Annotated in this window: 19 protein-coding genes; 7 read left to right on the top strand and 12 right to left on the bottom strand. The window is 37.8% G+C overall.

The features are described from left to right. Window positions 1–117: 117 nt before the first annotated feature. The 7 genes from ML462_RS02675 to ruvC form a co-directional block, all read right to left on the bottom strand. The gene (locus ML462_RS02675; protein ID WP_240712183.1) at window positions 118–348 is read right to left on the bottom strand and encodes a GIY-YIG nuclease family protein; all 231 of its coding nucleotides are present in this window, start codon (window positions 346–348) and stop codon (window positions 118–120) included. A gap of 185 nt (window positions 349–533) precedes the next feature. Next, window positions 534–1151 (bottom strand): DUF4230 domain-containing protein, encoded by a 618-nt coding sequence (locus ML462_RS02670; RefSeq protein WP_240712182.1) that lies wholly within the window; start codon window positions 1149–1151, stop codon window positions 534–536. A 1-nt stretch (window position 1152) separates the two neighbouring features. Beyond that, window positions 1153–1503 carry a DUF4260 domain-containing protein gene (locus ML462_RS02665; protein WP_240712181.1) on the bottom strand — a complete coding sequence of 117 codons (351 nt, stop codon included), beginning with the start codon at window positions 1501–1503 and terminating at the stop codon, window positions 1153–1155. Then, the gene (locus tag ML462_RS02660; protein WP_240712180.1) at window positions 1503–2252 is read right to left on the bottom strand and encodes a cyclase family protein; all 750 of its coding nucleotides are present in this window, start codon (window positions 2250–2252) and stop codon (window positions 1503–1505) included. The genes ML462_RS02665 and ML462_RS02660 overlap by 1 nt, the downstream gene beginning before the upstream one ends. 271 nt (window positions 2253–2523) lie before the next feature. After that, a complete protein-coding gene (hemW, locus tag ML462_RS02655; RefSeq protein ID WP_240712179.1) occupies window positions 2524–3648 on the bottom strand; it encodes a radical SAM family heme chaperone HemW in 1125 nt (374 codons plus the stop codon). Between the two features lie 22 nt (window positions 3649–3670). Continuing rightward, the gene (locus ML462_RS02650; protein WP_240712178.1) at window positions 3671–4042 is read right to left on the bottom strand and encodes a four helix bundle protein; all 372 of its coding nucleotides are present in this window, start codon (window positions 4040–4042) and stop codon (window positions 3671–3673) included. 23 nt (window positions 4043–4065) lie between these two features. Continuing rightward, window positions 4066–4617, bottom strand: a complete 552-nt coding sequence (gene ruvC / locus ML462_RS02645; protein ID WP_240712913.1) for a crossover junction endodeoxyribonuclease RuvC — start codon at window positions 4615–4617, stop codon at window positions 4066–4068. Between the two features lie 103 nt (window positions 4618–4720). On the opposite strand from ruvC, the gene ML462_RS02640 reads away from it, so the two are divergent. Further along, window positions 4721–5857, top strand: coding sequence for a glycosyltransferase (locus tag ML462_RS02640; protein WP_240712177.1), 1137 nt, complete (start codon window positions 4721–4723; stop codon window positions 5855–5857). 196 nt (window positions 5858–6053) lie between these two features. After that, the gene (locus ML462_RS02635) at window positions 6054–6344 is read left to right on the top strand and encodes a YciI-like protein (RefSeq protein ID WP_240712176.1); all 291 of its coding nucleotides are present in this window, start codon (window positions 6054–6056) and stop codon (window positions 6342–6344) included. A 180-nt stretch (window positions 6345–6524) separates the two neighbouring features. On the opposite strand, the gene ML462_RS02630 is transcribed toward ML462_RS02635, so the two are convergent. Continuing rightward, window positions 6525–6998, bottom strand: coding sequence for a hypothetical protein (locus tag ML462_RS02630; protein ID WP_240712175.1), 474 nt, complete (start codon window positions 6996–6998; stop codon window positions 6525–6527). A gap of 158 nt (window positions 6999–7156) precedes the next feature. On the opposite strand from ML462_RS02630, the gene ML462_RS02625 reads away from it, so the two are divergent. Continuing rightward, window positions 7157–7909: an SDR family NAD(P)-dependent oxidoreductase gene (locus ML462_RS02625; RefSeq protein ID WP_240712174.1), complete on the top strand. Its 753-nt coding sequence runs from the start codon at window positions 7157–7159 to the stop codon at window positions 7907–7909. A gap of 79 nt (window positions 7910–7988) precedes the next feature. After that, window positions 7989–8573, top strand: a complete 585-nt coding sequence (locus ML462_RS02620) for a TetR/AcrR family transcriptional regulator (protein WP_240712173.1) — start codon at window positions 7989–7991, stop codon at window positions 8571–8573. A 44-nt stretch (window positions 8574–8617) separates the two neighbouring features. Here ML462_RS02620 and ML462_RS02615 read toward each other — a convergent pair whose 3' ends face one another. From ML462_RS02615 to ML462_RS02600, 4 genes are all read right to left on the bottom strand, one after another. Further along, complete coding sequence (locus ML462_RS02615) at window positions 8618–9538, bottom strand: tetratricopeptide repeat protein (protein ID WP_240712172.1); 921 nt, start codon at window positions 9536–9538, stop codon at window positions 8618–8620. A gap of 228 nt (window positions 9539–9766) precedes the next feature. Further along, window positions 9767–10240: an energy transducer TonB gene (locus tag ML462_RS02610; protein ID WP_240712171.1), complete on the bottom strand. Its 474-nt coding sequence runs from the start codon at window positions 10238–10240 to the stop codon at window positions 9767–9769. Between the two features lie 31 nt (window positions 10241–10271). Continuing rightward, entirely contained in the window at window positions 10272–11792 is a 1521-nt protein-coding gene (locus ML462_RS02605; RefSeq protein ID WP_240712170.1) for a M56 family metallopeptidase, read from the bottom strand. After that, entirely contained in the window at window positions 11789–12154 is a 366-nt protein-coding gene (locus tag ML462_RS02600; protein ID WP_240712169.1) for a BlaI/MecI/CopY family transcriptional regulator, read from the bottom strand. The genes ML462_RS02605 and ML462_RS02600 overlap by 4 nt, the downstream gene beginning before the upstream one ends. 114 nt (window positions 12155–12268) lie before the next feature. On the opposite strand from ML462_RS02600, the gene ML462_RS02595 reads away from it, so the two are divergent. From ML462_RS02595 to ML462_RS02585, 3 genes are read left to right on the top strand one after another with little or no spacing between them, the layout of a single operon-like run. Beyond that, window positions 12269–12766 (top strand): DUF456 domain-containing protein, encoded by a 498-nt coding sequence (locus ML462_RS02595; protein WP_240712168.1) that lies wholly within the window; start codon window positions 12269–12271, stop codon window positions 12764–12766. Window positions 12767–12823: 57 nt separating this feature from the next. Beyond that, window positions 12824–13873 (top strand): flavin-containing monooxygenase, encoded by a 1050-nt coding sequence (locus ML462_RS02590; protein ID WP_240712912.1) that lies wholly within the window; start codon window positions 12824–12826, stop codon window positions 13871–13873. Continuing rightward, complete coding sequence (locus ML462_RS02585) at window positions 13870–14637, top strand: TatD family hydrolase (protein WP_240712167.1); 768 nt, start codon at window positions 13870–13872, stop codon at window positions 14635–14637. The genes ML462_RS02590 and ML462_RS02585 overlap by 4 nt, the downstream gene beginning before the upstream one ends. Window positions 14638–14642: the final 5 nt, after the last annotated feature.

Below are 14642 nucleotides of genomic sequence, written 5' to 3'. Positions count from 1 at the left end.
GGGTGATGCAACCTTATATTACAAAAATCATCAAATACCGTCATGATGAACTTGTTTCAGCATCTCAAAGTTCGGAAAACAAATCTTTCAATTCTGTATTTTTAGTTCTAATCAAGTTCAACTTCCAGTCTTTATGCCAATTTTTAATTGCTTTTCTCTTGAAATCGCTTGACTTATATTGGTAAATTCTTCAAAATATAGCAGATCGTTAATATTGTATTTTCTGGTGAAAATTGATCCTTCACCTCTTTTGTGCTGAATTAGTCTGGTCTTCAAATCAGAAGTTACACCAATATAAAAGACTGTTCTGTTCTTATTAGCCAAAATATAGGTGTAACCTTCCTTCATTTTAATAAACTAAAGACCCTGAAACAAGTTCAGGGTGACGTAATTATTAACGATTAACTTTTTTAAATTACTTTATGTGAGCCCTATTTTTTTTAGAGCCTTGATATTAGCATAAAAATGTTCAGGGCAACGTTGGGTTCATGATAGAACTATTGAACACCGTCATGCTGAACTCGTTTCAGCATCTATTGATTTTCGATCTTCTTATTTTCGGTATCTTCAATCGTCAATGCCGTATAATCCAGTTTCCAGCCGATGGTTTCCACGATCTTTTCCATTAATAAAATAGTTTCCAGGGCTTCAGATCTTGCTTTGTCCAGCAATCCGCTTTGCGGAATTTTATCTACGATAGCTTTCTTCGCATCACGGTTAATATCGGTAAGATCTGAAGTGGTAAAAGGGTTCGCCCATCCTTCGCGTTTGTCGTAATATTTAAAATCTGTTTCAATAGTTAACAATTCCGGCTGCGGAAAATTGGTGAGGATGATCTTTTTTTCCTCATTATCGCTTTGCATCTGAATCTTGCTAAGGTCGAATCCAACATGGGCCTTGGCAGTAACCAGAACAATTGCTTTTTTCTTTCCAAGGATAAGACTCAGGTATTTTTCCTTTAAATTCTCGTAATGATAGATCTCCGAAAAATCACCTTCCACGGTAATAAACTTGCAAACACTTTTTATCTTATCCATCAGGACTACCGATTGTTCGTTGGTCTTCATTTGATTGCGGCCTTTGTGAAAGCCAGCGAAAATAAAGTAAGCGATAACGGCCCCCACGGCCAGTCCTATAAAAAGTAATTCCATATTAATTTCCTATTTCACCCAGATGAGTAAATTTAAAGCCTTTTTCATACTTTAATCCGTAACCGAACATACGGTCGAAACTAGAATGCGCGAATAAAATGATTCCGGCTATTCCCAGTACCTGCAATTTAAGATAAAATCCAAGTAAGCCAATACCTACGGCGATCGCTTTGTGATGGAAGATATTGTATAAAAAAGCGCCCCATCTATTGTTTATGAGATAGCCCAGCATCCCAATATCGGGAACAAAGAAAAAACCTGTAAACCACCACCAGCTTATTTGATACTGACTAAAGGCCCAAACCGCCAAAAGCAACATGGCCAGTTCTTCAGTTTTAATGATCTTTTTCATCAGTCTATTATTTTATATAGAACCGGTTTGCATGGTGCCGCGTCGTTCTCAAAAGAAGCAGGCTGAAGACTTAAGAAATACTCTCCATCTTCAATTTTATTCGGAACATAGATCAATTCTGTGATCGTTGCGTCGAAACGAGTATTTTTAGGATAATCCCAAAAAGCTTTATGCGCGAGTAATTTCCCTTCATCCTTCTCCTTATCCACTGAAGGCTGGTCTGTAAGAAAATGTTTAATTCCAGCTTCTCTTATCAGAACCATGGCATCTTCCTCGATATAAGGCCAATTCGAATGCGAATGATTTTTGGAAATTTTACCAATGTAATTCGGCAGGGTTCTAAGTACCAGCGCTTCTCCCTCAAAATCTTTTAATTTATTCCGGACCTGTTCTTTTGTGAACACCAGATCTTCTCCTTTTTTCTGAGGTTCAATCGAAATAAGTTTGGCCTTAAAAAAGAAGGTTTTTAAATGTTTCTGAATAGTATGCGCTTCATTGCTAATATGACCAACACACTCGGTATGCGTGGCATGAGCATGCGGATTGAACCAGATATTATTGAAATTCACTGAAGATCCCTTGCTTACCTTCCCTATGAAATCGCCATCAACCACCGGTTCTATTTCCGGGTGCTTTAAATACCAGGCCATCGGATTCTTATTATCTCCACGAAGGCTGATAGAAATATCCAGCGGATTTGAAAAATCTATTTTATAGGAATTGCCCTTATGGCTGATGTTCGCTAGCATTTTATTTGATTGGTGCTAACAAATGTAGTATTGTTAGTTGATAATTGGTAATTCTTAGCTCAATTAAGATGAATATAGTCACTGCGAGTGAAACGAAGCAGTCTTTAGATTATTGGGATTCCTTCGCTGTGCTCGGAATGACCCATTCTTAATCATTTCGACCAGAGGGAGAAATCTAAATTTTGGCACCCTGAACTTGTTTAATTTTGTTGCATCTTCGATTTCAAGGTCATTTCTTGAGATGCTGAAACGAGTTCAGCATGACGGAGTTTTATTCTATATAAAAAAGATCTGCTGCGATCCCGTCGCTCAGGAATTTGCCTTTGGAGGTGATATGAAAAGTATTTTCGATTTTTTGCATTAGGCCATCTTCCAGGAAATTGTGAGATTCCTTTAAAAAATGAGAGCGGTATTTTTCGCCAAATTTCTGCTGAATATCTTCAACCGAAACGCCGAATTTAGTACGTAGTCGGGTCATTACATATTCGTTGTAAGAATCGGTAGTTGAAAGTTCCTCGGTTTGCCGGGGCAGTATCCCGGATTCGATAGCATTGATATAGAGATTGTTATTGCTAATGTTCCATTTTCTAGAAGTTCCATCGTAAGAATGCGCAGAAGGCCCAATACCGAGATATGTTTTGCCTAACCAGTAAGCCATATTATTCTGAGAATGGTAACCGGATTTTCCATAGTTGGAAAATTCATAATGCTCAAATCCGTTTGAGGTAAGCTTTTCCACGAGTATGTCGAATTGTTCCCGGTAGGTTTCGTCTTCCACGGGTTTAACTTTACCCTTTTCAATGAATTTTTCCAGGGCGGTTTTTGGTTCCACGGTGAGCGCATAGCTGGAAATATGCGGAATATCGAGTTTTAACGCGATCTCCAGGTTCTCTTTCCATTGTTCGTTTGCCTGCCCCGGAATGCCGTAAATAAGATCGATGCTGATATTGTCAAAATATTGCTTAGCAAATTGTAGCGATTTTAAAGCTTCTTCAGAATTATGTGCCCGGTTCATCAATTTCAGGTCATCTTCAAAAAATGACTGTACGCCAATGCTTAAACGATTCACCGGAGAAGCATCCAGCATTTTGATGACTTCTTCGGAAAGATCATCCGGATTGGCTTCCAGAGTGATCTCGGCATCCTCTGAAACTTCAAAATTTTCAAATATAGTTTTGAAAATGGAATCTAATTCTTCAGCATTCAACAGAGAAGGTGTTCCCCCGCCAAAATAAATGGTTTTAATTGTTTCCCCTAATTCACCTTTTCTCAAAACCATTTCCTTGCAAAGCATCTCCACTAACTGAGATTTCTTTTTGGTTGAGGTCGAAAAATGGAAATCGCAGTAATGGCAGGCTTGTTTGCAAAATGGAATATGGATATAAATTCCGCTCATAAAAATGATCAGTTAACAATAATCAATTATCAGATTTTTTCAATCTAGTTGATTTTAAGATAGAGAACAGGATTTTCGATAATTCATCTGCAAGACTGAAAAGTTTACTGAACTCATTTTCCTCGATGGAGTCAGAATCTTTTAGCAGTTTAAGCCAATATTTAGTTTCGAGACTTTCCTTGTACGCTATCGATATTTTTGAAGAGAAATCGGCATTTGAAATAGCTCCATTTGCTTCAGCGACATTTGCACCTATAGAAGTGCCACATTTTAATAGTTGTCGGGATAAAATGTATTCTTTTTGATTATCTAATTTTTTGCAGAGAAAAACAATTTTCAATGCAAACTGATAAGATTTGTCAGCCAGAACATTCTTTTTCTCAAAATCAGCCATTGATAATTGTTTATTGGTAATTGTTATTTGACTCTTTTCGGATTCTGCTTCACAAACGCATCCCAGCCTGTGTAGCTTTTGCCTATTTCTGTTTTTCCGGAATTATAGAAATGACAGACCGCTGCGGCAAGTCCGTCGGTTGCATCCAGGTTTTTAGGAAGTTTGCCAATATTTAACTGGCTCTGCAACATTTTTGCAACCTGTTCCTTACTGGCACTTCCATTCCCGGTAATGGCCATTTTGATCTTTTTCGGAAGATATTCTGTAACCGGGATTTCTCTTGAAAGTCCCGCAGCCATAGCGACTCCCTGGGCACGGCCCAATTTCAGCATCGACTGAACATTCTTTCCGAAGAAGGGTGCTTCGATCGCGATCTCATCGGGATGGTAATTGTCAATTAACTCAATGGTTCTCTCGAAGATCAGTTTCAACTTTTTATAATGGTCTTTATATTTGGTTAGCTGAAGTTCATTCATTTGAATGAAACTCATCTTTTTATTCTCCACTTTAATGAGACCAAACCCCATGATTGTAGTTCCTGGGTCGATGCCGAGGATGATCCTTTCACTTTTCAAAACCGTTTTTTCCGAAGATTTGCTCACAAAAATTACCTAATTTGGGACTTTCACAAAGCTAATCAATTCTGCTTTGGCAGCATTAAACTAATCAACCTTGCTTTTGCCAGTTATTTTAGGAGTGATCACGGCAGCCTATTTGGGGCTTATCATTGCATTTATAGTAGGTTGGAAAAAAGTGCCAGAATTCGAGCTGGAAGGCATGGCTTCAGAGAACACATTTTCGATCATCATTCCCTATCGGAATGAATCTGAAAACCTGCCGCAACTTTTTAAATCGCTCACCAGTCTCAATTATTCCCGAAGCAAATATGAAATTTTGCTGGTTAATGACGAGTCTGGAGATGATTCTGTCCTGCTGGCTGAAAAATTCAGATCAGATTTTACCGAAATGAATATTCATCTTCTGGATAATGATCGAAGAACCGGTTCTCCTAAAAAAGACGCTATTCAAACAGCTATTGAAAGTTCCCAATTCGATTACATCGTGACTACGGATGCAGATTGCGTGATGCCTCCAAAATGGCTGCTATTTTTTGATGAATGCATTCAAAGATCAAATTCTAAATTCATCGCCGGCCCGGTTGGATTTATTCAAACAAGAGGAGTAAAAAAAACATATTTTCAGAATTTCGAGGAGATGGATTTTATGAGCTTGCAGGCTTCAACCGTTGGAGCTTTCGGACTCGAAAAAGCGTTTATGTGCAATGCGGCGAACATGTGTTATGAGAAAAAGATGTTTATTAAAGAATCTGGTTTTGAAGACAACTGGGAAATTGCGAGTGGGGATGATGTTTTCTTGCTTCAGAAATTAAGAAAAAAAGACTTTGGGGTTTCATTTGTCAAATCTGATTTAGCCACAGTGAGGACCAACTATCAAAAAAGCTTAAAAAACCTTGTCAACCAACGTATTCGCTGGGCGGCTAAGACTTCTGCCTATACCAGTTTTTTCGCGAAGTTTACCGGGTTAATCGTTCTTTTGATGAATTTATCCCTGATCATTTTTACCGTATTGGCTTTTTTAAACATTTTTCCTTCTCAATATTTGATGCTTGTTTTTCTGGTAAAATTTAATTCAGATTTTATCCTGATCTATCGAGCTGCAAAATTTATGAATAGAGAAAGCCTAATGCGCCAGTATTTATGGAGCAGTATTGTTTATCCATTTTTTAGCGTTTACGTTGCGATTTTGTCCTTTTTCAGTGGTTATGAATGGAAGGGAAGACGGTTTAAAAAGTAATTAACAATTAAGAATGGAAAATTGGCAATGGTATTCCTTACCTGTGCTCAGACTGATATTTTTATTAGTATGGTCAGTGCAAAGGAGCTTGCGACTGAAGCAGGCTTATACTTTTACGTCACCCTGAACGTGGTTCTGGGTATTTTGAGATGCTGAAACAAGTTCAGCATGACGTTCGAAATTTAAAATTTTAGATATGAACTATTACATCCTAAACTACAAACTGGCAGATAGTTATTTGAATGACCGTGGAAAATATCGCGCGGAGCATCTTGGAATGGCCAAGGAAGCCGCTGAAAAAGGAGAACTTATTCTTGGCGGTGCCATGGATGAGCCCGCAGACGAAGCTGTACTTATTTTCAGAAGTGAAAATGATAAAATTGCAAAAGGCTTTGCTGAAAGTGATCCTTATGTGAAAAACGGATTGGTTAAGCAATGGGAAGTGAGAAAATGGAACGCAGTTGTGGGAAGTAAGATCGATAATTAAATCAAGTGAAATTTAAAGATATCTTCACCCTGAACTTGTTTCCGGGTCTCATTCTTGAGATGTTGAAATCGAAGATTCAACGAAGTTAAACAAGTTCAGCATGGCAGCATTTAATTAGAAAGTCACTTCGAGTGAAACGAAGCAGTCTATAGTTTCTTCCTTCTAAATTCTAATTGCAGCTTATTCTGCCTTGACCACTACCGGCATCTTGAAAACAGTGGAAACTGGAATACCTCTTTTGCTGGCAGGATAAATCTTTGGAAGTGAATCTATACTTTGTCGGAGCCATTGCTCGATTTCCGGTAACTGTTTTGTTACAGTAGAGTCTACTTTAACAGAGTCTATTTGTGGCTTTCCTTCCTTGGTGATCTCTAAATAAATAAATAGAGTATCATTTATACTTTCTGTTACTACCGGTTGCTGACCTGCCAAAAATGTGTAAATGGTTGTGGCCACCTGTCTTTCAAAACAATTCTTCGCTGCAGCAAGACCGGTTTCTTCCTGGCATTTTTCAAAAGCGGGATATTCATCTACTTCCTTCCAGTTTAGAGAACGGGATTCCTGCTCCAGGACTTCTTCTGAAGAGATCTTTTTCGTCTCAAAATTGCAGGATGTTAGTATTAAAGTAAATACAAAAAGTAAAACTTTTCTCATTGGAAATCCGCTTTCGGACTTCAAAAATAGTGAAATATAGCAGGTTGCGAAAAATTGCTATGAAGTTATTTAACATTTAATTAATGGAACGATCATTCTAATATTTATATTTTTGTTTTTGGAACAATTGTTCCAGATAACTTAAAAACTGTATAATTATGAATTTAGAAGGAAAAAAGGCGGTGATAACAGGCGGAAACAGTGGAATTGGGTTTGCAACAGCAGCCCGCCTTAAGGAAAGGGGCGCTGAAGTAATTATTACCGGGAGATCTGAAGATCGCATCAATTCAGCAGCAAATGAATTGGGAGTCAAAGGTGTGATCGCAGATGTATCTTCGGTTGAGGCTATAGATTCTTTGGTGAGTCAAGTCCAGGAAACTTTTGAAAAAATTGATATCCTTTTCGTGAATGCGGGGATTTTTGCTCCAGGAGAAGTAGGGAATATTTTGGAACCGGAGTTTGACAAGCAAATGGGAATTAACTTTAAGGGCGCCGTTTTTACTATTGAAAAATTCTTACCCTTAATGAATGAAGGTGGATCGATTATTAGCCTTTCTTCAGTAAATGCTAACGCCGGGATGAGTAATACATCTATCTACTCTGCTTCAAAAGCGGCTTTAAATGCTTACACCAGGGTAGCGGCTACAGAATTAGCAGGTAGAAAAATAAGGGTAAATTCTGTAAATCCTGGTCCAGTATCCACACCAATTTTCAGTAAAACCGGAATGCCAGAAGAGCAATTAAATAGTTTTGCCGAAGCCATGCAGGAAAGAGTTCCTTTAAAACGATTCGGAGAACCTGGAGATATTGCAAACCTGATAGCGTTCTTAGTTTCTGATGAAGCTTCGTTTATAACAGGCGCTGAGTATAATATTGATGGTGGGATAAACATTAATCCCTTGGTAGGTTAATGCCTTTTTTAAGGTTATAAAGAATTTGTAATATTGTAAGGTCACTTATATCCTTAAAAAGTGGCCTTATAATTCTGATATGGCACGTACTAAGACATTTGATGAAAAGGAGGTTTTAAATAAAGCCATGGAACTTTTTTGGGAAAATGGATACCATGCAACTTCCATTCAGGATCTTGTAGATAAATTAGGTATTAATCGTGCAAGTCTATATAATACTTATGGGGGTAAATATGAATTATTTAACCGCTCATTTGAGTTTTATCGAGAAATAAATAGTAACAGAATCAGAGAATTCCTGGCGACGCAGCCTGACCCAAAAAAAGCTTTCCGAAGACTTTTTGAGATGGCTATTGACGAATCTGTTAAGGATGAATGTAGAAAAGGATGTTTTGTCGTGAATACTACTACTGAATTGATTCCTGGTGATATCGAAATTCAAAAAAAGCTCTTGGAAAATAAGGGTTTTATGGAAGGAATATTTTACGAATATTTGCTGAAAGCATCCGAAAAGCAGGGAATCCTTATTGAAAAGGATCTGAGCACAATTGCTAAAGTTCTGTTTACATTCTATAGCGGTCTAAAGGTAATTGCTAAAATAAAACCTGATAAAGATGAACTAATGAATTCGGTAAATTCAATGATTTCCTTACTTGACCAATAATTGTGAAAATGCGTCTTCTTATCTAATTTTCTGTTCGGTCTTATTTACTTCTCCAACATGTGAACCTCAATTTTCAGTTCTCTAATTCTGTATTCTGCTATGGAAAGCATATCGTTACGTCCGGTTTTATGGTGCTTTTCTACAAAATTCTGGTAAAGTTTCAACACAGCCTCCTTATCTTCAAAATGTGCATCTGCGGCAAGGGCTAACTCAATTTGGGCTCTTTCGCTATCTGGATTTTCTTTGAGTGCCTTTTGAAAACTTATATAAGCACTTCTGAAATCTTCCTGCCTTTTATAGGCGAGACCAAGGTTAATATATTCTGAATCGGCCGGCCGGTTCTTGATGAATAACGCCATCATAAAATGCTCTTGGGCTATTTTGGCATTATCTATTTTAAGATATAGCGCCCCCAAATTCGTATGAACTGCACCATTCATATTATCCATTTCCAGCAGCTTTTCATAGGTGGCTATCGCTTTTTCTATCTGTCCGGATCTTCGATATACCGAAGCTAATTTTTCCAGGACGAATTCTGAACCCTCGCCTAATTCAATTAATTTTTCAAAGGGAACAGTTGCTTTTTCGAACTGAAGACTGGCCAGGTATGCCTGACCAAGAATCGATAACAGGGAAGCATTTTCTGGTCTGGTTCTTAAACCGGTCTGGCTTAACAGGATCGCATTATGACGATTTCTGCGCATCAATTCAAATTTTGCCGTTTTATATAGGGCTCCCTGGTGTGTGGAATCCAATCTAACAGTTTTAAAATATAGATCCATGGCCGTACTGTCCTTTTGTTCTTCACGAGCCAAGGCGAGTCGGTAGGTCAAACTCGCATTATCCGGGTATTTTGCGGTGAGCTTGCTGAAAAGGCTATCTGCCTCTTTGAAATTCTTTGTTTCCAGAAGTAATTCTCCAAATTCGATAGTTGCAAGGATCTTTCCCGGATTGCGTTTCAGCAAAATTCTGTATTGCTCAAGTGCATAATTCTTATAACCCGAATTTTTATAAAAATGGGCAAGTTTTAAATGAACCTGCTCGTTTTTTGGCCTTAGACTATAAAAGTTCTATCGCTTCTGCTTGTTTTCCGAAGGAATAAAGACTGTCCGCTATCTTGATTTTTTCCTCCTGGGAATTAACCGATGGCGAACAGACTAGAACTAAGAGTACTAACAAAAACTTCATAGGTGTTATTTGTTAATTTCCTCTTTCTCTTCATCAATATTTGGTGCAGCCAGTGCAATAGGTAATGAATACATTATCGCTACATTTTTGCCGTCATTCTGGGCGGGCTGCATTTGTGGTAAACTGCTCACTACCCGGTTTGCTTCGGCTTGAAGTGCTTTTCTTACTTCAGCTTTTTCGTCCATAGAACGAGAACGAACATTTGTCACCTTCCCATTCTCATCGATTTTAAATTGAACCACAATTCGAGTGACCCCCTCGATTTTTAATTCTTTTCCCAGGGAGGTGTCGAAGTTCTTGTTCACAAAATTCGATATTTTTTGTACCGTGCAATCCTTGACAAATGCACTTTGAAGTTCTTCGCAACCTGGATATCCCGGTACGCGATCTACTACTTCAAACGGTAGAGCATCGGTTTCCTGGCCAAAACCGGTAATTCCTATTAATGCAAAAATTAAACTTAAAGTATATTGTTTCATTCGTATTTTCAAAATCCTATTTTTTAGTTTACTAATTGACTTTAAATGCAATTGGCAAAGAATACATTACACTTACCAGCTTGCCATTGTGTTTTCCAGGTTCCATTTGTGGAATACTTGCAATTACTCTTATAGCTTCAGCCTCCAACTCAGGATGTGGAGCTCTGGCTTTTACGTCTTGAATTTCACCGGTTTCATCGATCCTAAATTGGACAATCACCCGGTTTATTCCGGTAAGTCCTAATTTTTTTCCTAAAGAAGTATCGAAATTTTCATTTACGAAAGATGAAATTTCTGTAGATGTACACTTCTTTCTTACCTCCCCGGTATATTCCTGACAACCTTTGTAAGCCGGAGTTTTTTCTATGACAGCATAGGGTATTTCGTCTCCGTACTTCTCCAGTCCTTCTTGAGAGTTATTCGAATTTAGTTTGCTCGTTTTTCCATTATTGTTTTCTACAGTAATAGAAGGGGTTCCGTCCGGTGCATTTTTATTATAAATAATTGTCTTTTTTTTATCTATGATTTTTACAGCCGTATAACCTTCAGAATTTGCAAGCTCATCAAATGCTTCTTTCATTTTTGCTTTCTCTTCAGGCGTTCGATTTTCGAAATCTTCAATCTCGACAGTTAAGAAATTCTCAGCATTTGACTGCTCGGTAATATTCTCAATTTTTTGATCATCTGAACAAGCCACATAAGTAAGCATGGCCAGCATGAGTGGAACAACAAGTAGAAATTTGAATTTTGAAAGTTTCGATGATTTGTTCTTTTGTAACATAACGATTCGTTTTTTGATTAATGATTGATTGAAAAATTGATTTGTAAATGAGATGTCTTTTGTATTGAAAGCGGAATTAAGTAATTGTTCAAAATAGGTTTTCCGGGATACGGTTTTTACAACCTCATGATCTGCAATATATTCGTGAACTCCCGCGATCCTGGATTGAAATATATAAACAAGCGGATTGAACCATATGACGACCTTGAGGAATTCAAAAAATACCAGGTCATAAGTGTGTTTCTGTTTTACATGAACCAATTCATGTGATAAGATCTGCTGCTTTTCTTTTTTACTTAGATCGTTTCCCAGGTAAATGGTGTTAAAGAAAGTATATGCGATCTTGGATTCGGGAACATTTATGATCCTAATTCCATTTTCATATGCTGAACTACCTGAATTTTTAAGTTTCTTTAAATGGAAATACTTACAGCCAAAAAAACCCAAAGAAATGATAAAACCTGTAAGGTAGGAGAGGACCCACCAGTTTGGCTCCCAGGCTCCTTCGGTATTTATTATCACAAGCGGTAAATTCTGAACATATAATTCCGGTTGTGTAGTTAGAGAAGGAGGAATTATTAACCTTGCATTTTCCGGTACGGAGTTAACAATAAATTGCAATTTTAAATACGGAATTATAAATGCCAGAACGGGAGTAATTAATAGGTAAAGCCTGTTGTAATTGAAGAAAGTTTCTTTTTTTAAGAATAGATCGTAAATCATTAAAAAAAGTAACTGGAAAAACAGTACCTGTAATATATAATGTATCATGATTCTTTATTTTTATTGATCTCCTTCAGGATGCTCTCAAGCTCATCGGTGCTCATGTCATTCTTTTTCATAAAAAATGAAACCATGCTTTTGAAGGAGCCGTTGAAGTAATTATTCATCAATTGTTTCATGCTCTGGTCGCTGTAAGTTTCCTTCTCAAGAATTGGGAAGTAGATATATCCCTTTCCTTTTTGTTTGTGGTCTACAAAACCTTTGGACTCAAGGATTCTCACAATGGTGGAAACGGTATTGTAGGCAGGTTTAGGTTCGGGCATCGCCTCTATGATACTGGCTACATTTGCCTTTTTTAGTTTCCATAAGATCTGCATGATCTCTTCTTCCGCTTTCGTTAATTGTTTCATTCTTAATGAATTTAGTTCTGCTAATATAAACTAAGTTTTTAGTTCAAACTAATAAATTAGTTAAAAATTGAAAAATTCTTGATTATATTCGTTCTTTAAACTGAATTGAAGAGCATGGAAATATTGTTATTGGTAGTAGCGGGCATTTTTATGATCCTGGGAATATTGGGGAGTTTTCTGCCTGTATTGCCCGGAGTGCCCCTAAGTTGGATAGGTCTTCTGATCTTCTATTTGATTCCTGGAGTTACTATGAACTATCTTTTCCTGGGTATAACCCTGGCAGTGGCAGTTCTCTTTTATATTTTGAACCTGGTAATTCCGGCCATGGGAACCAAAAGATTCGGGGGTAGCAGGAAAGGAATGATAGGCGCAACCATTGGTCTGATAATTGGAATCTTTGCTCCTTTTCCCTTCGCAATATTAATTTGCCCATTTATTGGAGCTTTTATAGGGGAGATCATGAATAAAAGTAATTCTAAAGTTGCCGGGAGGGCTGCATTCGGTTCTTTCGTTGGGCTGCTGGCTTCAAGTTTTATGGAGTTCGTGGTTACCTTTGCCTTTCTAATTCTATTTCTTTATCAATTCTGGTCTTACAAAGCTTTTATTTTATAAACCTGCCTCATTTTCAGAAACCTTTAAATAACCTTACTTTTGCAAAAAAAGAAAGGAATGTTGGATTTTATAGTTGTTGGAGCAGCTCAGGCGGGATTGGCTATGGCTTATTATCTGCGGAAACAAGGGAAAGATTTCCTGGTTGTTGATAAGGAGTCTGAAATTGGTGCCTCCTGGCTGAACCGTTGGGATTCTCTTACCCTTTTCACTCCGTCTGAATTCAACAACATGCCTGGAATGAAATTTCCTGCTCAAAAAGGACATTATCCTTCCAAAACCGAAGTTGCCGCATATTTTAAGGACTATGCGGAAAAGTTCAATATCCCGGTACAGTTGAATACTCTGGTTGAAAATATATCTCATCATGACGATTATTTTATTTTGAAAAGCTCTGAAGGAGAAATGAAAGCCAGGAATGTAATTATTGCTACCGGTCCATTTCATATTCCATATACTCCTCCTTTTTCAAAAAAGATAGACGAAGATATTTTCCAGATACATAGTAATTATTATAAAAATCCTGAACAACTTAAGGAAGGAGAAGCAATGGTTGTGGGTGCCGGGGATAGCGGATTCCAGATCCTGGACGAGGTTTCCAGTGAGAACGGCAGGAAGGTCTACTTTTCTGGAGATACCGATGTAAAAGTGCTTCCGCAGGAAATATTAGGAAAAACACTCTGGTGGTGGTTTACGAAATCTGGATTTTTAAGTTTTAGCCGAGATACCTGGCTGGGAAGAAAGATCTCCAAATCCAGGCAACCTGTAATTGGAACTCCGGTAAAAGAAATTCTGGAAAGACAGAATGTGGAAACCGTGGGCAAAACAAAAAATGCCGAAGGTGAACTCGTAGTGACCGAAAAGAAAAAAATAAAGGACCTTAAAAATATTATCTGGGCTACCGGTTACCGGCCAAATTTCAGCTGGATCGAAGGCCTGGAACTCACCAAGGATGGATACCCCCGTCATTATCGTGGTGTGAGTAATATTGAAGGACTTTATTTTATTGGCCTTCCGTGGTTACATACTCGTGGTTCGGCAACTTTAGGCGGAATAAAAAAAGACGCAAAATATTTATCTGACTATATTAAAAAGAACGGAAACGAATGATAATTACCGATACTCATACGCATTTATACAGTGATTCATTTGACGAAGACCGGAATGAGGCAATTCAGGAAGCTATTAATAATAACGTAAAAAGGTTCTTCATTCCGGCGATAGATTCAGAAACTACTAAAAGTATGTACGAGCTGGAAAAAGCGTTCCCTGAGAATGTTTTTTTAATGATGGGTTTACATCCCACGCATGTAAAGGAGAATTTTGAGCAGGAGCTTAAGCATGTAGAGGAAGAATTGGATAAAAGAAAGTTTTACGCGGTTGGTGAGATAGGGATCGATCTTTACTGGGATAAATCAACCCTGGAAATACAAAAGGAAGCTTTTAAAAGGCAGATCCAGTTTGCAAAAGATCGTGAATTACCAATTGTGATACATTGCAGGGATGCTTTTGATGAGATCTTTGAGGTCCTGGAATCTGTTAAGGACGATAAACTTTTTGGTATTTTTCACTGCTTTACCGGAACCCATGAGCAGGCAAAGCAAGCTTTGTCTTATAATATGAAACTTGGAATTGGCGGGGTGGTTACTTTTAAAAATGGAGGTATAGACAAGTTTATGCCTCAGATTCCAATTGAGGAAATTGTTCTGGAGACAGATTCACCATATCTCGCACCGAAGCCTTTTAGGGGTAAAAGGAACGATCCGGTTTACATACTTAAGGTAGCTGAAAAGCTTGCTGAGTTATATGAAATTCCGGTTGAGAAAGTGGCCGAGATCACCACAAAAAACTCTAAGGAAGTTTTCGGAATTTGAAGCTG

Source organism: Christiangramia lutea, assembly GCF_022489035.1.
GTDB classification, from domain to species: Bacteria; Bacteroidota; Bacteroidia; order Flavobacteriales; family Flavobacteriaceae; genus Christiangramia; species Christiangramia lutea.
This window is presented reverse-complemented; position numbering and strand designations above follow the sequence as displayed.